The following is a 16,920-nucleotide window of genomic DNA, read 5'->3' on the forward strand; positions in this document are numbered from 1 at the left end:
GCCCCGTCAGCTGCTCCTCGCCCGGGTGTCCGGCGCACGCCCCGAGCCGTCCGCCGGGGTGCACGTTCCGTCGATGGGAAACCCTGCGAATGCCTCGCGAACACCGCTCCACGCTGCTTGCCGGCGCCACCGCCCTGACTGCACTGCTGGTGCTGAGCGGATGCGCGGGGGACGGGCAGTCGGACGGCGCCGAGACCGAGGAGGCGATGCAGGCACCGGGCACGTCGATCGCCGATGCATTGAGTGAGAACGAGATGGGTGGCACGCTCGACTTCGGCGCGCTGCTGCCGAGCGGCGCGACCGGCGCCGTCATCGCGTGCCCCGGCGACACTGTCGAGTCGCTCGCGGAGACCACCGGCCTCGACGCCGGCAGCTTCCAACTCCCGGACGGCACGCTGCCGGTCGCGGATGGCTCGTTCGGGCTGCTGTTCGGCGACGCGGAGGACCGCATCACGACCTCGGCGGTGTACCCGGTCGAGTCGGTCGACCTCTGCTCCGGCGCCGCCGTCGCATCCACCTACCTTGGTTCGGGCGCGTTCATCATGCTCGCGAAGGACGGAGAGGTTTGGGCGCCCACCGGCGTCGAATAGACGTCGCCGCGCATCCCGGGCCAGCGAGCCGAAGCCCGCTGGCCGGTGGTGCGCGCTACCAGATGGTGACGCGCGCCTCGGGTGCGAGCCACAGGGCGTCGCTCTCGGTGACATCGAACGCTTCGTAGAAGGCGTCGACGTTGCGGACGATCTGGTTGCAGCGGAACTCAGCGGGCGAGTGGGGGTCGACGGCGAGCAGCAGCTTCGCGTACTCGGGGCGAGCCTTCTGCTGCCAGGCCTGCGCCCAGCTGAGGAAGAAACGCTGCGCGGCGGTCAGGCCGTCGATCACGTCTTCGTCGTCTGGTGCGAAGCCGGCGTCGGCCCGGTAGGCGCGGTACGCCTTCCAGGCGATGCCGAGGCCGCCGAGATCGCCGATGTTCTCGCCGATCGTGAGCTCGCCGTTGACCTTCTGCCCGTCGGTGCCTTCCGGGGAAAGCTCGTTGTACTGGTCGATGAGCGCGCGCGTGCGCTGTTCGAACGCGGTGCGGTCGTCGGCCGTCCACCAGTCTTCGAGGCGCCCGTCTCCGTCGTACTTGGAGCCCTGGTCGTCGAAGCCGTGGCCGATCTCGTGGCCGATGACGGCGCCGATGGCACCGAAGTTGGCCGCGGGGTCCCGGTGCTCGTCGAAGAACGGCAGCTGGAGGATGGCCGCGGGGAAGACGATCTCGTTCTCGCCGGGCGAGTAGTAGGCGTTGACGGTCTGCGGGGGCATCATCCACTCGTCGCGGCGCACGGGCGTGCCGAGCTTCGCGAACTCGTGGGCTGCTTCGAAGACGGATGCGCGGCGCGAGTTGCCGACGACGTCGTCGTCTTTGATTTCGAGGTCGGAGTAGTCGCGCCACCGGTCGGGGTAGCCGATCTTGGTGACGAACTTCTCGAGCTTCTCGAGGGCGCGCTGGCGGGTTTCCGGGCTCATCCACTCGAGGTCGGTGATGGAGGCACGGTAGGCGCCGGTGAGGTACCCGACGAGCTCGAGCATCTTGGCCTTGGCGGTGGGCGAGAAGTGCCGCTCGACGTAGGCCTTGCCGATAGCCTCTGGCAGCTTGCCTTCGGCGTGGCCGGTGCCGCGCTTCCAGCGTTCGCGCTGCTCGGGCGTGCCCTGGAGGGTCTTACCGTAGAACTCGAAGTTCGCGGCTGAGGCGGAGGGCGCGAGGATGCCCGAGTACTGCGAGGCGATGCCCCACACGAGCCAGTCTCGCCAGGCCTGCAGGCGGTCCGCGCTGAGGAGACCGGCGACGCCCTCGAAGAAGTCGGGCTGGCGCACGATGACGCGATCGAGGGCACCTGCTGGCGCGCCCCAGCGGCTGGTCCAGCCGGTGAAGTCGACGTTCGCGTAGGCGGCGCTGAGCTCGTCGAAGGTGCGCGGGTTGTAGGCGAGCTCGGCCTCGCGCGACTTCACGACGTCCCAGTGGAGTGCCGCGATCTCGGTCTCGAGCGCGAAGACGCGCTCGGCCCGCTCCTCGGCGGCGTCCAACCCGGCGAGGCCGAGCATGCGCGCGACGTGCGTGCGGTACTGCTCGCGGATCTCGGCGTACTGCTCTTCGCGGTAGTAGCTCTCGTCTGGCAGGCCGAGGCCCGACTGCTCAAAATAGAGGGCGTACTCGGCCGGTGACTTGAGGTCGGGGTACACGTAGGCGGAGACGAACGAGCCGAGGCCGGTGCGCTCGAGGTCGCCGAGCACGTGGAGGAACTCGTCGATGGTGGATGCGGCGAGCGCGCGCTCGATGTCGGGGCGGACCGGGTCGAACCCGAGGGCCTCGAGCTTCTCCTCGTCCATGAACGCGGCGTAGGCGTCGGCCGCCTTGCGGAGCTCGGTTCCTGGCTCGGCGTCCTTGCCGCTTTGGAGGATGTCGAGGACCGCTTTTTCGGCGTCTTCGCGCAGCTGAATGAAGCTGCCGTACGCCGGGAGGTACGCGGGAACCTCGGTGGCGGCGATCCACTTGCCGTTGGTGTGCCTGAACAGGTCGTCGGCCGGGCGGACCGAGGCGTCGAGCGCATCGAGGTCGATGCCCGAGGAGAGCTGCTCGGTTGCGGGAGCGGTGGAGGCGAGGTCGTCCGTCTGTGACATGCCTCTCAGGCTAGAACACGCCACCGACACGGGCGCTGAGATCACCTCTGGGCGAACACGGGACGTCACGCGCGCTGGGACAATGAGCGGGTGCGCGCATCCAGCAACTCCCCGAAGCGAGACCGCACCGATGCCCGCGCGCTCGACCGGAGCATCCTGACTCTCGCGGTCCCCGCCTTCGGGGCGCTCGTCGCCGAGCCGCTGTTCCTGCTCACCGACACCGCGCTGGTGGGTCACCTGGGCGACACGGCGCTCGCCGGCCTGGGCGTCGCCGCGACGATTCTGCACACGGTCGTCGGCATTATGGTCTTCCTCGCGTACACCACCACTCCAGTGGTCGCGCGCCTGCTCGGCTCGGGCGACCGTCCCGGCGCGATCAGGGCCGGGATCGAGGGGATGTGGCTGGCAGCGTTCTGCGGCGTCGTGCTGCTGCTCGTGGGCTTGCCCACGAGCGCCCCGCTCGTCGGGGTCTTCACGAGCGATCCCGCCGCGATCGAGGCCGCGAACACGTACCTCTCGCTCAGCCTGTGGGGACTCCCAGCCATGCTGCTCGTGATCGCGGCCATGGGACTGCTGCGCGGCCTGCAGAACACGAAGGTGCCGCTCGTCGTCGCCATCGCGGGCTTCGCCGTCAACGCCGCCCTCAACGCGATCTTCATCTACGGCTTCGGGTGGGGCATCGCAGGTTCGGCCATCGGCACGGTCATCGCGCAGTGGGGCATGGCGATCGTCTACATCGTCATCGCGATCCGCGCGGGTCGCGAGCTCAACGTCTCGCTGCGACCCGGCATCGGCGACCCACGCATCGTGTTCTCGGCCAACGCCTTCATGGTGCTGCGCACGCTGACGCTGCGCGCGTCCCTCGTGGTCCTGGTGTGGGCGGCGGGCCAGCAGGGGGTCGCCGAACTGGCCTCGCTGCAGATCCTCCTCTCGGTGAACAGCCTCATCGCGTTCACGCTGGATGCGCTCGCGATCGCTGGGCAGGCGATGGTCGGGCACGCGCTGGGTGCGGGTGATACGAAGCGAGTCACGGCCGTCTCTCGCCGGCTCAAGCAGTGGGGGTTCTGGTTCGGCGTCATTCTCGCGGCGATCTTCGCGGCCCTCGCCTGGGTCCTCGGCTACGTCTTCACGAGCGACCCCGCCGTGCTCGCGCTCCTGCCCGTCGGATTCCTCATCCTGGCGGCAGGCACCCCGATCGCGGGGTTCGTCTACGTGCTCGACGGCATCCTGATCGGCGCAGGCGACGTGCGCTACCTGGCACTCGCGGGCATCCCGCCGCTGATCGTGCTGGTCGTCGGGGTCGCGGTGGTGCTGCCACTCGGGATGCAGGGGGCGCTCGGGCTCGGGCTGCTGTGGGCGTCGTACGCCATCGGCACCATGGGCGCTCGGGCGCTGGTGCTCGGCGCCCGCGAGCGCGGCACGAAGTGGCTGGTTCCGGGCGCATCACGCTGAGCGGCGAGCCCTTCGGCGTCTGAGATTCGGGATCCACACCCGAAACCGGGGAGTTCTCCCCATGGCTCCCTGGGTAATTTCCTGCAAATGTGGGGGAATCAGAGCCGACCCCGAGGCTCGCGGTCGCCGTGCACCCTTGACGCCGGCGCAGACAGACCCCCCCTGGAGTTCCACCATGCGCGCATCCCACCCGTCGAACAGCGACTCAGGCAACGCCTCGAGCGACAGCAAGCTCCCCTCCCGCCGATCCGTGATCACGGCGGGCGCCTGGAGCATCCCGCTCGTCTCGTTCGCCGTGGGCGCCCCGACGGCCTCGGCAAGCACGACGACGTCCGGGTTCGACCTCGCGATCGTCGGCCTGCAGTTCGGCGAGACGCTCCCGCTCTTCACCCCCGACTACACGCAGCGATACTCGTCGTACACGCCGTTGAGCAACTTCGCGGTCGCGAACTACGGCGAGGAGGCCTCGCCCGCCGAGGGGTTCCGCGCCAGCTACACCGTCGACAACGAGCTGGCTGAGCTCGACCGCGTCGGCTACCGGGTGGCTGGGGCCGCGGACCCGGTCTACGTCGACGACGTCGAGAAGATCGTCAACGGCACGCGCACCGAGTACCGGTGGCTCGTCCCCGTCTCCGTTCCCCCGAATGAGTCCACCGATCCGCTCTTCCCGACCGGCGCGGTCGCGTTGGTTGTGGAGTCGACGGTGCTCCTCCGGTACCCGAACGACGCCTACGACCCGGAGAAGCTCGTCGGGTCCCTCGTCAGCGCGACGTCGCTGGTGCCAGAGACGAAGACCGACAACAACGTGCTGCAGGGCATCGGCAAGAGCGAGCTCGAGCCCGCGTCCCCCTACGCCGCGCAGACCGAGGTCACCTTCGAGACGGTGCCTCTCGGCACGGGCCCCGCCCGCACGAGCCGCCCGACGTCGGTCAAGATCACCTCCATCGGTCCGCGCCCACTGCCGGCAACCGGGTCTGCCGTCGTCAGGTTCGACTCCCGCTCCACGACGACGTTCTCGATCGGCAACGTGCGCCTCAACGGAACTCAGACGAGCGCGTACCTGCAGAACGTCACCGCGCCGGAGCGCCAGCCCTGGGTGACCCTGCAGGAGCTGCTGGCCGAGTTCGGCTCCCCACTTGCCGCGGAGAGTGTCCTCGAGTTCGACCTCGTCTACGACGATCCGGGCCTCGCGTCGTACGACGTGGAGTCCACCGCGGGACACGCGGGCTTCTCGCCGGCGGACAACAGCGACCGCGACCAGCGCACCACCGAGTTCGCGTACGTCTACGGCGAGATCCCGGCCTAGCGGCTGGACCGCGGCGACTCGGCCGCTGGGTCGAAGGGGGCTCTCGTGAGGTCAACGAGGGCCCCCTCGCCGCGTCCGCTGCCATCCAGCGATGGAAGCGACCACCACTGTGCGATGCATGCGACCGCGACGAGTGCGACAAAGCCGCTGATGAGCTTGTCGGTGACGGATGCGACGAGGTTCGACGAGAGCACGGCGAGCCCCTGAGGTTGGCCGAGCAGCTGCAGCGTCCACACGACGTTCTCACCCGCATGCCCCGTGCCGCCGTGGAAGAGGAGCAGGATGATCGGCACCGCGACGGCCGAGCAGCAGACGGCGACGATGACGTTGAGCAGGAAGTAGCGGGGGATGGTGGATGCGAGGCGGAAGCGGCGGGCCCCGTAGCCCCAGACGAGGGCACCCGCGACGTTCACGAGCGAGAAGAAGAGCGACGGCGGCCCGCTGAGCCACACCCCGCCGGCGTTGCTCACGACCGCCACGACGACACCAGCCCACGGGCCGATCGCGATCGCGGTGATGGCGGTGCCGATCATGTCGAGGAACAGGGGGAGGCGGAAGGCCGCGACGACGTAGTGGCCGGAGAGGTTGATGAGGATGCTGACAGCCATCACGCCGAGCACGACGCCCCAGCTGACGGCGCGCCTCGCCGCGGGTGGGCTCGACGGGGGCGAGCTCGATGAGTGCAAGCTCGGCGGAGGCGCTGCCGAGCGTCTCAGGAGTTCAGCTTGCTGGGCGGTCGCGGTCGGATCTGCTGGTCCGGTCGCCTCGGCCGCATCGACGTCAGCGGTCTGCCCGACGGACGGATCATTCGGCGTGTGCTTCGGCTCTTCAAGTTCGAAGGACAGGTTCGACGGCAGGGCCCTGTTCGCCCGCTCGACCCAGCTCGGAACGGCCTCGCTCGGCACGCCAAGGGCTTCGACGATTTCGCCGACGAGACGCCCGTCGAGGCGCGAGCGGCCCGGCCTGAAGGCGTCGTAGATCGTCGTCCGAGCCGGCCCGGTCGCGTCGTCCGAGCCGCTCTTGCGTCGGCGGTTGTCGCGGATGCGCGCGGCGATCTCGGCGAAGGCGACCCCACCGGACTCCGCCCGGAGTCGCCGCAGGTCTGCGACCACTGCGTCGCACGTCTCCTGCCCAGCGGCGTCAGCCACGATGTCGCCCACCCGTCTTGCCCAGACCAGTTGCCCAGCTCCCAAGGTATCAGCGCGAGCAGACCGCGCTCCGGCGTCTCGACGCCGGGGGTCACCGTGGTTTGAGAAGTGCTCGCCTTCGGCATCGCGGCGGGGTACGTTCTCGTCATGGTCCCGCTCGAAAGCCTCTTCGCGTTCGCGATCGCGTCGGTGCTGCTCATCCTCATCCCGGGCCCGAGCGTGCTCTTCGTCATCGGCAGGTCGATCGCGCTGGGTCGCCGCGCGGGCGTGCTGAGCGTCGTCGGCAACGCGATCGGGATGATCCCGGCCGTGCTCGCGGTTGCCCTCGGCGTCGGCGCGCTCGTCGCCTCGTCGGTGGTGGCGTTCACCGTGATCAAGATCGCCGGCGCCGTCTACCTCGTCTGGCTCGGGGTGCAGGCCATCAGGAACCGCAACGCGCACCTGTCCGAGGAGGCGCCGCAGCCCGCGAGCGCGCTGCGTCTCCTCACGCAGGGGTTCATCGTGGGCAGTACCAACCCCAAGACGATCGCCTTCTTTGTCGCCGTGCTTCCCCAGTTCGTGTCGCCGACGGCGGGCCCGGCCTGGTCGCAGCTCCTCGAGCTCGGCATCTGCTTCCTGGTCCTGGCCCTCATCTTCGACGGCACGTGGGCCCTTACCGCGGGAACCGCCCGAGCGTGGTTCGCTCGCTCCCCCAAGCGCATCTCGGGGATGTCCGCGACCGGAGGCGCCATGATGATCGGCCTGGGCGGCGTGCTCGCCCTGTCGGGCGCGAAGAGCTGAGCGGATGCGCGCGGCCGGGGGGGGCCTCGCGCGTAGCTGACGCGCCCGCGCAGGCGGCCCACCCGGCGCGCACGACGACCGGGCGCATCCCGAGCGATTACCCTCGTCTGGTGCGTCTTGTCATTGCGAACTGCAGCGTCGATTACATCGGCCGCCTCACCGCCCACCTGCCCATGGCCCCTCGCGTGCTCATGCGAAAGGCCGACGGCAGTCTCCTCGTGCACTCCGACGGCGGCAGCTACAAGCCGCTCAACTGGATGAGCGCCCCCTGCTCGATCGTCGAAGAGGCACCGGATGCGACCCAGGTCGAAGCGGGCATCACGGCCCTCTGGCGGGTCACGCAGACCAAGACGGGCGACCAGCTGCTCGTCACGATCGGCGAGGTTTTCAGCGACCACTCCCACGACCTCGGCAAGGACCCCGGCCTCGAGAAGGACGGCGTGGAAGCGCACCTGCAGAAGCTGCTCGCCGACCAGATCGACCTGCTCGGCGACGGGCACGCGCTGGTTCGCCGCGAGTACATGACGGCCATCGGGCCCGTCGACATCCTCGCGCGCGACGAGAACGGCGCATCCGTGGCCGTCGAGATCAAGCGGCGCGGCGGCATCGACGGCGTCGAGCAGCTCACCAGATACCTCGAGCTCATGAACCGCGACCCGCTGCTCGCGCCGGTCTCCGGCGTCTTCGCGGCGCAGGAGATCGCTCCGCAGGCGCGGACGCTCGCCGAGGACCGCGGGATCCGCTGCGTGATCCTCGACTACGACGAGATGCGCGGCGTCGACCCGCGCCACATGCGTCTTTTCTGAGGCTCGCACCCCAGCCGTTCAACTGGCTGTCGCCTTCTGCTCGGACACCCCTCACTACACTGGCTCGGACATGACGCACTCACGTTCAACAGACATCGCACCCCAGTCCCCCGCTGCGCCGCGGGCGACGCCGATCGTGCAGCCGGCACCGACGCCGAGCACGAACCTCGTGGACCTCGCGCGCGGCACGGGCGTCGCCCCCTTCACCGCGGTCCTGTGGGACCTCGACGGAACCATCAGCGACTCCGCGCCCGGCATCCTGAACAGCCTCCGCGCAGTGCTCTCGAGCTACGGCCTGCCGATCCCGAGCGACGCGGAGCTGCTGAAGCACGTCGGCCCGCCGATCCACGAGACCTTCGCGGCCTACGGACTCGACCCTGTCGAGGCGACGGAACGCTACCGCACCATCTACCGCGAATCCGACTCGTTCATCGGCGACCCGTATCCGGGCATCCTCGACCTCATCCGCGACGTGCACGCCGCAGGCATTCCGCAGTCGACCGCGACCAGTAAGCCGGAGACCTCGGCGCGGGTGATCCTCGAGAGCTACGGGGTGGCCGACCGGTTCCTCACGATCACTGGAGCCTCCGACGATGAGGTCCGCTCGGCGAAGGCCGACGTTATCGAGGAGGCGCTCCGACGCCTCGAGGTCGCCGGGGTCGACCTCAGCAACGTGCTCATGATCGGCGACCGCTTCTACGATGTGCAGGGCTCGGCCGAGCACGATGTGCCCGCCGTGTACGTCTCGTGGGGCTACGGCCGCCTCGGCGAAGAGGAGGGCTCGGTGGGTGTGGCCGATTCCGCTGAGCGACTGCGCGCCTTTCTGGCACTGGGCTGAGCCAAACTCCACCACACGCCACACCCAGCCACGAGGCCGGCCCGAAGCTGGGGCGGCTGTCCTGACTTGCGCTGTTCCAGTTGCTTTGTCGGTGCCCCGTCGTATCCTCATGGCATGCGCGCAGAGAGCTCTTTCACCATCGAAGCCTGGGACGCCAACGGCCGCGCCGTCGGGGTCGAGACCGCAGCGCCGCTGGGCGGCGCCTTCATCATCCGTGCCATCGCTGGGGGCGACATCGAGGGGCGCAGCGAGGTGCTCTTCGCGGGTGCCTTCAACGAGAAGCACGGCTCGGGCACGTACGTCGCGATCGACGCCTTCGAGGGAACCATCGCGGGAAGATCGGGCACGTTGGCGTTCTGGCACGCCAACTCCGTCGCGCGAGGCCGCCCGGCGGCTGGCGGTGGTGTGCTGCACATCGTGCCCGATTCCGGCACCGGCGAGCTGAGTGGGGCGAGCGGCACGGGCGAGATCATCGCGCGAGGCGACGACCACACGCTGGTGCTAGAGATCGAGTTCGACGACGCCGACGAGGTCGAGATCGACGGTGAGGTGTTCGCCGGCGAGGTCGAGGCGGGCACGTCGAAGGCCGAGGCCTGAACGCGGGTCTGCCGACCGTGCCAGCGACGCCGAGACCCGCAGCCGCAGCCGCGCCTCGGAACCCCTTCACTCCGTCCTTCGGGGTGACGCCTCCGCTGCTCGTCGGGCGGTCGGCGATGCTCGCCGCCTTCGAGGCCGCGATCGACGGCACGCCTGGCGAGGTGGGGCGGGCCACGCTGGTCACGGGGCTCCGCGGGGTCGGCAAGACCGTCATGCTCAACGCGCTCGAGGACATCGCCGTCTCGCGCGGCTGGCTCGTCATCTCCGAGACGGCGACGAAGGGGCTCGCCGAGCGCATCACCACCGAGGCGCTCCCGAAGCTGCTGGCGGAGCACGACCCGCGCACCAGCAAGCGGCGCATCACCGGGGTTACCCTGCCGATGGGGTCTGGCGGGTTCGTGTCGACGGTCGAGGATCGGCACAAGCCGGTCGCCAACATGCGCTCGCAACTGACCGCGCTCACGGGCCTCCTCGCATCCAACGGCACCGGCGTCCTCATCACGGTCGATGAGATTCACCGCGGGGCCATCGACGACCTGCGCGAGATCACGACGGTCGTGCAGCACGCGTTCCGTGAGGGGCTCGACGTGGCGTTCGTGGGGGCGGGTCTGAAGCCGAACATCAACGAGCTGCGCAGCGACCGGATGCTGACGTTCCTGCGTCGCGCGCACGTTCAGGAACTCGGTCAGCTGAGCTACGAGGCGTCGGCGAGGGCCCTCTCGGAACCCATCGCGGAGGCAGGCCGCGGCATCGAGGACGACGCCCTCGACTACGCGGTCCGAGGCACGCAGGGCTACCCGTTCCTCGTGCAGTTCATCGGCGCGAAGTCGTGGCAGGAGGCGGGCGATGCCACGCGCATCCGCTTGCCGCACGCCCGCCGGGCGGTGCGCTTAGCGAGGCAGGCCATGGGGCAGTACATCTACGAGCCCACGCTGGCCGCCCTCTCGGTGGGCGACCGCACCTACCTGGCGGCGATGGCGAGCGACGACGGACCGTCGCTGTCCAGCGATATCCGACTGCGCATGCGGGCGAAGGCCCAGTACGTCGGCGTGTACCGGCAACGGCTCATCAACGCGGGCATCATCGAGCCCGCAGGGTACGGCCGGGTGCAGTTCACGACCCCCTACCTCCGCGAGTACCTCAGGGAGCACGTCGTGAGCGAGGCGATCGCCCTACCGCAGGGCCGCGCCTTCCCGCCACCGCCTGACGACGCCGACGACGCTGACGACGCTGACGACGAGTGACCGCGAGGCCCGCAGGTCGGGTCAGGCCAGCGCAGGTCAGGTCAGGTCAGGCCAGCGCAGGTCAGGTCAGGCCAGCGCAGGTCAGGGGACGCGGACGCCCGTGAAGGGCGTGGCGCGGCGCAGCTCGAAGCCGAGCTTCTCGTAGGCGGCGATCGCGCCCGTGTTGATGGCTGCGGCGTGCATGAGGGCACGGTCTCCGCGCTGCTGGATGTGGAAGGCGACGTCGAGCACGAGACGGGAGGCGAGGCCCTGCCGTCGGTAGTCGGCGTCGGTAGCGACGGCGCTGATCTCCGTCCAGCCTTGCGGGTGGAGGCGCTCCCCCGCCATGGCGATGAGCTTCCCGTCGCGGCGGATGCCGACGTAGCGGCCGAGCACGTAGGTGCGGGGCAGGAACGGGCCCGGCTGGTTTCGTTCTACGAGGGCGAGCATGTCGTCGGCGTCATCGGCGCCGAGCTCGACGACCTCGTCGTCGGGGCGGGTCTGCAGGCGGTCGGTCTCGACGAGCTGCACGCCTTCGCCGCGCCAGGTCTGCGTCCACCCGGCTGGCACCTCGGGGTCGGCGTGGGAGATCGCCAGTTCGGCGCCAGAGCCGAGCAGCTCCGCGATCGCGTCCCAGACGCCCGGCTCCTCCCAGGAGCGCACGCCGAGGAACGGCGACACGTCAGCCGGGTAGCGCTTGACCAGGTCGCCGCCGATCGCGAGGTGCGCGTGTGCCCCGGTGAGGGAACTCCAGGCGGGGTTGTCGAGCACGGACGTGGAAGCGATGGTGGTGTCGGTCATGGTGTCCTCGTGACGGTGGATGTGCATCCGATTGTCACGCAGACGGCCGCCGGCCCCTCGCGTCGTGACCGAGCGTTACGGCCGGTTGCTTCCGAGCGGCGAGGCGAGGGTTCAGGCGCCCAGTTGTGAGCGCAGCTCCTGCACGTGGCCGTCGGGGTCGACGTCGTAGGCGACGTACGAGAGCTTGCCGCGCGCATCCACGATGAAGCTCGAGCGGATCACGCCGGTTCCGGCGATGCCGGCGACGGGACGCTCACCCCAGGCGCCCCACTCCATGGCGGTCGCGCCGGAGTCGCTGAGCAGCGAGTACGGCACCTGCTGCTCCTCGCCGAAGATGGCAAGCTCTCGCGGCTGGTCGAGTGAGATGCCGAGCACCGTGACTCCGGCCCCGCTCAGGGCGCCGAAGTTGTCGCGGAAGTCGCAGGCCTGCTGCGTGCACTTCGAGGTTCCGGCCTTCGGGTAGAAGTAGACGACGACTGGCGAGCCGGCGAGGTCGCTGAGGCGGATGATCTCACCGTGCTGATCGGTGAGCGCGAAGTCGGGGGCGTTGTCGCCGACGCTGAGAGTGGTGACCAAGATTGCTCCTCGCTCGGGAATCTGACCTGCCCGACTCTAGCGAGCGCGCATCCACGGTCGCCTGTGAACGACGCACGGGCCGCCGGCCGCCCGGGAAACCGGGGCGTGGGCGGCCCGTGCGGGTCGAGCCGGCCCGGGCCGACTTGGGACCTGGCGGCGTGGGACCGAAGCGACGTGTACCGGGTCGATGTGGACCGAATCGACGTGGCGTCTACACCTCGACGGTGATGCCGAAGGCTTCGGCGAGGCGCAGGATCTTCCGGGCGCGACCGAGGCGGGGCAGGTCGCTGCCGTCGCGGACGACGCCGCCGGAGGCGTCGAAGTCGGCGAGGAACTCGCGCGCCCAGAGGATGTCGCTTGTCTGCGGGCAGATGACTTCGTTGACGACTGCCGTCTGCTCGAGGCGGAGGCAGAGCTTGCCGGTCATGCCGTGCTCGAGCGTCCACTCGGACTCGTTGCGGAGAACGCGAAGGCTTTCGTCGGTGGTTGGGCCGTCGACGGGCCCGGGCAGGCCTGCTGCCTTCGATGAGACGGTGAGGCGGGAGCGTGCGTAGGCCATCGCCTCGCGGGTTGCCCACATGCCGGTGTCGCGGCGGAAGTCGCCGCTGCCGAAGGCGAGACGGAAGGCTCCGTCGGCGCGGGCGATGTCGGTGGCTTCCTCGAGGCCGAGGGCCGATTCGATGAGCGGCACGACGGGGATGCGCGCGCCGAGGCGCTGGTACGTGTTGACGACCTGTTCGGCCTGCTCGGTCTTGGCCAGCACGACCCCCTGGAGGCCGGGAACGCCGGCGAGTTCATCGACGTCGTCGGCCCAGAAGTCGGAGAGGGTGTCGTTGATGCGCACCCAGGCACTGTTGCCTGCCTTGAGCCAGGCGATGACGTCGGCTCGGGCTGCGGCCTTGTGCTTCGGGTCGACGGCGTCCTCGATGTCGAGGATCACGACGTCGGCGCGGGATTCGGCGGCCGCATCGAACGCTTCCGGCCTCGAGGCAGGGACGAGCAGCCATGACCTGGCATCTGCCGCCGGTACGACGTGACCGACTGTTGACGTGGGGTGGGGGCTCGCTGGAACGTTCAGAACTCTCGCCTCATTCATCGACTGGATGCACGGGCCGGCTCGACCACGCACGGCCGCGGAAATCGCAGCCAAGGTGTGAGCTTAGTACGACGAAACCGGGCGTCCTTTTGCGGACCCCTACAAGAACTGCCTTGTCTCCCTGATCGGGACGGCCTCGACCGGCCACGTTTCGGCACGAATCTCGATTCAGTACGAGTATGGAATGAGGCCGAGGAAGAAGTAGAAGATTGTGGGAATCAAGATCGTGGCGCCGACGACGGCGCCGACGGCGGCCGGCATGTTGCGCCAGGCGCTGGCTCGGAGGGCGAGGATTCCGAACACGATCGCCGCGACCGAGGTGAGCACCTGGAGGGCGATCTGCAAGGGGTTGAGGATTTCGTAGATCTGGAAGCCGCCTCCGCGGGCGAGGACGCTCATGACGAAGGACAGGAAGGTCGCGAGGACCCAGCCTCCCAGGGCGCTCGCGAGCGAGATCATGCCGAAGCGGTTGGCCACGAAGGAGAGCTCCTCGCGGAGGCTCGAGAACGTGAGGATGCGACGCGGGGCGGGCGCGTGCGGTGGCTGGTAGGCGCCGGGCTGGGCGCCCGCGGGATCGGGCTGGCCGTACCCGCCGGACTGGGCGTACCCGCCGGACTGGCCGTACCCGCCAGGCTGGCCATACCCGCCGGGCTGCGCGTACGCACCGGACTGGCCGGAGGCGTCAGGCTGCGCGTATGCGCCGGACTGGGCATAGGCGCCGGGCTGAACGGGGGCGTCGGACTGGCCCGGCACACCGGACTGCCCCGGCACGCCGGGCTGCCCGGGCACACCGGACTGCCCTTGGGCGCTCGGTTGCCCGTACGCGCCGACGTGTCCGGCAGAGCTCGCCTGTGCGTAGCTACCGGACGGCGCGTATCCCGTTCCCGCCGCCGGCGGGTGGCCGCCTGGGAGATGCGACTGCGGCGTTGTCGGCGAAGCCGGCGTCGAGATTGCAGACGGCGTCGCAGACGGAGTTGCAGACGGCGTGGGCGTTGGCGTCGCGGTTGCGTTGCCGTAGGGCGCCTGATGCTGTTCCTCGGCAACTCTCCACTGCGACTGGCTGGGGGCCGCGTCGGATTGGTCGCCGGTGCAGCCGTCGCCGCGAGCTGCGCCGTGCTGGGCTTGGCCGTAGTCGGCTTGGCCCTGGCTGGATTGACCGTACGCGGTCTGGCCGTACTCGCTCTGCCTGGGGTTGTAGGCAGCCGGCTGGATGCTCGGCGGGGTGCCGTAGTCGGACGAGCGGGGCGCGGCGCCTGCTGCGTCGCTGTGCGCGTTCTGGCTCGGCTGCGATTCGGCGCTCGGCTGTCCATTCCACTGGCTGGGTGTTGTCATGGCTTCACCATAGGTGGGTGGGCATGGTCGCGATATGGGCAGCTCTGCCCGTTGCGCGCCGGGATGGTCGCTGGACTGCAATACGATTCGGTGCATGACGACGACGTATTCCCCTGCGCCTGTTCTTGCGATCGATGCCGGCCAGAGCGGAATTCGCTCGCAGATCGACGCTGGCGAGGTGCGTTCGTTCGCGGCGATCCGCACCGATCTGCCGCTGGCTCCGCAGCTGGCGAGTGTGGTGGAGCAGTCGTTGCGCGATTCTGGGTTGACCGGGGTCACGGTTTCGGGTGGCGTTTCCGGTGTGACGCATGCGCAGACGGTGGCCGATGAGCTGGCTCTGCTGGTCGAGCCGTTCGGGGTGGCGAGGGTGTTCATCTCGCACGATTCGATCTCGGCGTTCCTTGGGGCGCTTGGTTCTGAGCTGGGCGCGGTCGTGGCGGCGGGAACGGGTGTGGTGACGCTCGCGGTCGGCGAGGATCGCCTTGCTCAGGTCGATGGCTGGGGGTATCTCGTCGGCGATGCCGGATCTGGATACTGGATTGGCCGCGCGGCCCTGGATGCGGTGATGCGTGCCTTCGATGGGCGCGGGCCGGAGACGGCGCTGACGGAGGTTGTGCTCGCGCATCACCCGGATCTGCCGAGCATGTATGTGTCGCTGCAGACGAACGAGGGCAAGGTGCGTCACATCGCGTCGTTCGCGCGGTCGGTTGGCGACCTCGCGGAGACGGATGCGGTGGCTGCGGGAATCCTCGAAGCCGCCGGTTCGCAGCTGGCGATCTCGGTCGCGGCGGGGCTCGGACGGGTGGGCTTGCCCGGAGGACGGGACGCCGTGCAGGTGCGTGCCATTGGCAACGTGTTCTCGTCGCTGCACGTCGCGGCCGCGTTCCGGGCCTCGCTGCTCGAGCTGGTTCCCGAGGCGCGCGTCGCGGTGGGCGAGAGCCACCCGCTCGACGGGGCGGCCATGCTCCCACACCTCGAGAAGGATCACGCCCTCATCGCTTCGATCGGCGTCGTGACCCTCGACGGCTGACGTCGTGACCCTCGACGGCTGACGGGAGTCTGAGCCGCGCCCTCGAGGAGCGCGCGACGAGTCGTGCTGTGCGGGTTTCATGTTCCTCTCGTTCTCGGTTCCTGGTCATAATCGGCGGTTCTGCTCGGGTCGAGGCACGGGGGTGCCCCTGCGTGTGGTGGTGCGTCGTCGTGGGGCTCGCCGCCGCACGTAGTGCGGGGGTGTGGCGTGCACGTGCCATCGGCCGTCTGGTCCGTGGGTCACGTTTAAGTGTCCGCGGTGGACTTCGTGGTGGTGGAACGAGCACAGCAGGATGCCGTGGTCCACGTCGGTGGGTCCGCCCTCGCTCCAGGGCTGGGCGTGGTGGGTTTCGCACCACCGGACGGGGGCCCTGCATCCGGGGGCGCGGCAGTGCTTGTCTCGGGTGAAGATCGCTCGGCGTTGGGCGGTGGTGAAGAGGCGGCGTCGCCGGCCGAGGTCGAGGATCTCCCCGTTCGGGGCTTGGCGGGCGACGCGCACGAACCCGTCACACAGGAGCTTCGCCGCGAACGACGCGGGCACGGGCTCCCCGGTGTGCTCGAGATGCGGCACGTCTTCAGGCCGGGTCGCGCCGCCCGCGATTCCGGCATCGGTGGTCACGACCACCAGTGTGGGCGCTTCCCCACCGATCCGGGGCGCGTTCGGCGACTCGGCGTAGCCGGCGAGCACGGACGCGAGCGCGTCGATGCGCCGCTGCGGGGTCGTACGGGTGTCTTCGAGCGGGTGATCGCTCTCGGTGCTGCCATCGCGGACGTTCGTGTCGCCGTCGACAATGAGCCTGTCACTGCCGGTTCCGCTCCAGTCGACATCGACGTCGGCGTCGGCGTCGTTACCGGTGCTGCCGTCGCCCCAGGCGCCCGAGTCGCTGTTCGCGCCGAGTGCTGGTGCGAGCGGCTCCCCACACCCCGTCACCGTCGCCTCGGCGGCGGCGGCGGGGAACTCGACCGCCCGGCGGGGTGAGAGGTGCGCGTCCAGCACCGAGATCAGCTGATCGCCCTGCTCCGCGGTCGCGACGAACTTCCCCGTGACCGCGCCGTCCGAGCGCCGCGACCACCACAACCCACGCTCCGCCGCGATCTTGTCAGCCCGAGGCTCGTCCCCATCCGGATCCAAATACGACACCCACAGGGCCGTCTGCACCTCCAGTGCCTTCGGCGTGGCCGGCTGCTCGTCCTCCGGGTCCAACCCGCACGCCGACGCCACCAACTCCGCCTCCGCCCGCGCCACGTCCTCCACCTCGACACGGTTACGCGTGTGAT

Annotated in this window: 16 protein-coding genes; 9 read left to right on the forward strand and 7 right to left on the reverse strand. The window is 69.6% G+C overall.

What is annotated here, in order from left to right:
- Positions 1–89 precede the first annotated feature (89 nt).
- Positions 90–590, forward strand: coding sequence for a hypothetical protein (locus ACPYN9_RS10075; RefSeq protein WP_424466192.1), 501 nt, complete (start codon positions 90–92; stop codon positions 588–590).
- A 55-nt stretch (positions 591–645) separates the two neighbouring features.
- On the opposite strand, the gene ACPYN9_RS10080 is transcribed toward ACPYN9_RS10075, so the two are convergent.
- A complete protein-coding gene (locus ACPYN9_RS10080; protein WP_424466194.1) occupies positions 646–2,658 on the reverse strand; it encodes a M13 family metallopeptidase in 2,013 nt (670 codons plus the stop codon).
- 90 nt (positions 2,659–2,748) lie between these two features.
- On the opposite strand from ACPYN9_RS10080, the gene ACPYN9_RS10085 reads away from it, so the two are divergent.
- Positions 2,749–4,110: an MATE family efflux transporter gene (locus ACPYN9_RS10085; RefSeq protein ID WP_424466196.1), complete on the forward strand. Its 1,362-nt coding sequence runs from the start codon at positions 2,749–2,751 to the stop codon at positions 4,108–4,110.
- Positions 4,111–4,285: 175 nt separating this feature from the next.
- Positions 4,286–5,416: a hypothetical protein gene (locus tag ACPYN9_RS10090; RefSeq protein WP_424466197.1), complete on the forward strand. Its 1,131-nt coding sequence runs from the start codon at positions 4,286–4,288 to the stop codon at positions 5,414–5,416.
- On the opposite strand, the gene ACPYN9_RS10095 is transcribed toward ACPYN9_RS10090, so the two are convergent.
- Positions 5,413–6,564: a hypothetical protein gene (locus tag ACPYN9_RS10095; RefSeq protein WP_424466199.1), complete on the reverse strand. Its 1,152-nt coding sequence runs from the start codon at positions 6,562–6,564 to the stop codon at positions 5,413–5,415. The two genes, ACPYN9_RS10090 and ACPYN9_RS10095, sit on opposite strands and share 4 nt — an antisense overlap.
- Positions 6,565–6,711: 147 nt before the next feature.
- On the opposite strand from ACPYN9_RS10095, the gene ACPYN9_RS10100 reads away from it, so the two are divergent.
- The 5 genes from ACPYN9_RS10100 to ACPYN9_RS10120 all read left to right on the forward strand — a co-directional run bounded on the left by ACPYN9_RS10100 (position 6,712) and on the right by ACPYN9_RS10120 (position 10,829).
- Complete coding sequence (locus tag ACPYN9_RS10100) at positions 6,712–7,344, forward strand: LysE family translocator (RefSeq protein WP_424466201.1); 633 nt, start codon at positions 6,712–6,714, stop codon at positions 7,342–7,344.
- 110 nt (positions 7,345–7,454) lie between these two features.
- Positions 7,455–8,150: an endonuclease NucS gene (nucS, locus tag ACPYN9_RS10105; protein WP_424466202.1), complete on the forward strand. Its 696-nt coding sequence runs from the start codon at positions 7,455–7,457 to the stop codon at positions 8,148–8,150.
- Between the two features lie 70 nt (positions 8,151–8,220).
- The gene (locus tag ACPYN9_RS10110) at positions 8,221–8,988 is read left to right on the forward strand and encodes an HAD hydrolase-like protein (RefSeq protein ID WP_424466203.1); all 768 of its coding nucleotides are present in this window, start codon (positions 8,221–8,223) and stop codon (positions 8,986–8,988) included.
- Between the two features lie 114 nt (positions 8,989–9,102).
- The gene (locus ACPYN9_RS10115; protein ID WP_424466205.1) at positions 9,103–9,585 is read left to right on the forward strand and encodes a DUF3224 domain-containing protein; all 483 of its coding nucleotides are present in this window, start codon (positions 9,103–9,105) and stop codon (positions 9,583–9,585) included.
- Between the two features lie 83 nt (positions 9,586–9,668).
- Complete coding sequence (locus tag ACPYN9_RS10120) at positions 9,669–10,829, forward strand: AAA family ATPase (protein ID WP_424466207.1); 1,161 nt, start codon at positions 9,669–9,671, stop codon at positions 10,827–10,829.
- An 81-nt stretch (positions 10,830–10,910) separates the two neighbouring features.
- Here ACPYN9_RS10120 and ACPYN9_RS10125 read toward each other — a convergent pair whose 3' ends face one another.
- The 4 genes from ACPYN9_RS10125 to ACPYN9_RS10140 all read right to left on the reverse strand — a co-directional run bounded on the left by ACPYN9_RS10125 (position 10,911) and on the right by ACPYN9_RS10140 (position 14,613).
- Positions 10,911–11,609, reverse strand: coding sequence for a GNAT family N-acetyltransferase (locus ACPYN9_RS10125; RefSeq protein WP_424466208.1), 699 nt, complete (start codon positions 11,607–11,609; stop codon positions 10,911–10,913).
- A 111-nt stretch (positions 11,610–11,720) separates the two neighbouring features.
- Entirely contained in the window at positions 11,721–12,185 is a 465-nt protein-coding gene (locus ACPYN9_RS10130; RefSeq protein ID WP_424466210.1) for a peroxiredoxin, read from the reverse strand.
- 211 nt (positions 12,186–12,396) lie between these two features.
- Positions 12,397–13,326 (reverse strand): HpcH/HpaI aldolase/citrate lyase family protein, encoded by a 930-nt coding sequence (locus tag ACPYN9_RS10135; protein ID WP_424466228.1) that lies wholly within the window; start codon positions 13,324–13,326, stop codon positions 12,397–12,399.
- Between the two features lie 123 nt (positions 13,327–13,449).
- Complete coding sequence (locus ACPYN9_RS10140) at positions 13,450–14,613, reverse strand: hypothetical protein (protein WP_424466212.1); 1,164 nt, start codon at positions 14,611–14,613, stop codon at positions 13,450–13,452.
- Positions 14,614–14,707: 94 nt separating this feature from the next.
- On the opposite strand from ACPYN9_RS10140, the gene ACPYN9_RS10145 reads away from it, so the two are divergent.
- Positions 14,708–15,643, forward strand: coding sequence for an N-acetylglucosamine kinase (locus ACPYN9_RS10145; protein ID WP_424466213.1), 936 nt, complete (start codon positions 14,708–14,710; stop codon positions 15,641–15,643).
- Between the two features lie 105 nt (positions 15,644–15,748).
- On the opposite strand, the gene ACPYN9_RS10150 is transcribed toward ACPYN9_RS10145, so the two are convergent.
- Positions 15,749–16,920 (reverse strand): DUF222 domain-containing protein (locus ACPYN9_RS10150; protein WP_424466215.1); only part of this gene is annotated, 1,172 nt, incomplete at its 5' end.

It is taken from the genome of Pseudoclavibacter helvolus (assembly GCF_049707175.1).
GTDB classification, from domain to species: domain Bacteria; phylum Actinomycetota; class Actinomycetes; order Actinomycetales; family Microbacteriaceae; genus Pseudoclavibacter; species Pseudoclavibacter helvolus_A.

Excerpts from the sequence above, each read along its gene's own strand:
- ACPYN9_RS10110 (WP_424466203.1), top strand. The coding sequence starts at position 8,221 with ATGACGCACTCACGTTCAACAGACATCGCACCCCAGTCCCCCGCTGCG.
- ACPYN9_RS10100 (WP_424466201.1), top strand. The coding sequence starts at position 6,712 with ATGGTCCCGCTCGAAAGCCTCTTCGCGTTCGCGATCGCGTCGGTGCTG.
- ACPYN9_RS10145 (WP_424466213.1), top strand. The coding sequence starts at position 14,708 with ATGACGACGACGTATTCCCCTGCGCCTGTTCTTGCGATCGATGCCGGC.
- ACPYN9_RS10080 (WP_424466194.1), bottom strand. The coding sequence starts at position 2,658 with ATGTCACAGACGGACGACCTCGCCTCCACCGCTCCCGCAACCGAGCAG.
- ACPYN9_RS10075 (WP_424466192.1), top strand. The coding sequence starts at position 90 with ATGCCTCGCGAACACCGCTCCACGCTGCTTGCCGGCGCCACCGCCCTG.
- ACPYN9_RS10115 (WP_424466205.1), top strand. The coding sequence starts at position 9,103 with ATGCGCGCAGAGAGCTCTTTCACCATCGAAGCCTGGGACGCCAACGGC.
- ACPYN9_RS10090 (WP_424466197.1), top strand. The coding sequence starts at position 4,286 with ATGCGCGCATCCCACCCGTCGAACAGCGACTCAGGCAACGCCTCGAGC.
- ACPYN9_RS10125 (WP_424466208.1), bottom strand. The coding sequence starts at position 11,609 with ATGACCGACACCACCATCGCTTCCACGTCCGTGCTCGACAACCCCGCC.
- ACPYN9_RS10140 (WP_424466212.1), bottom strand. The coding sequence starts at position 14,613 with ATGACAACACCCAGCCAGTGGAATGGACAGCCGAGCGCCGAATCGCAG.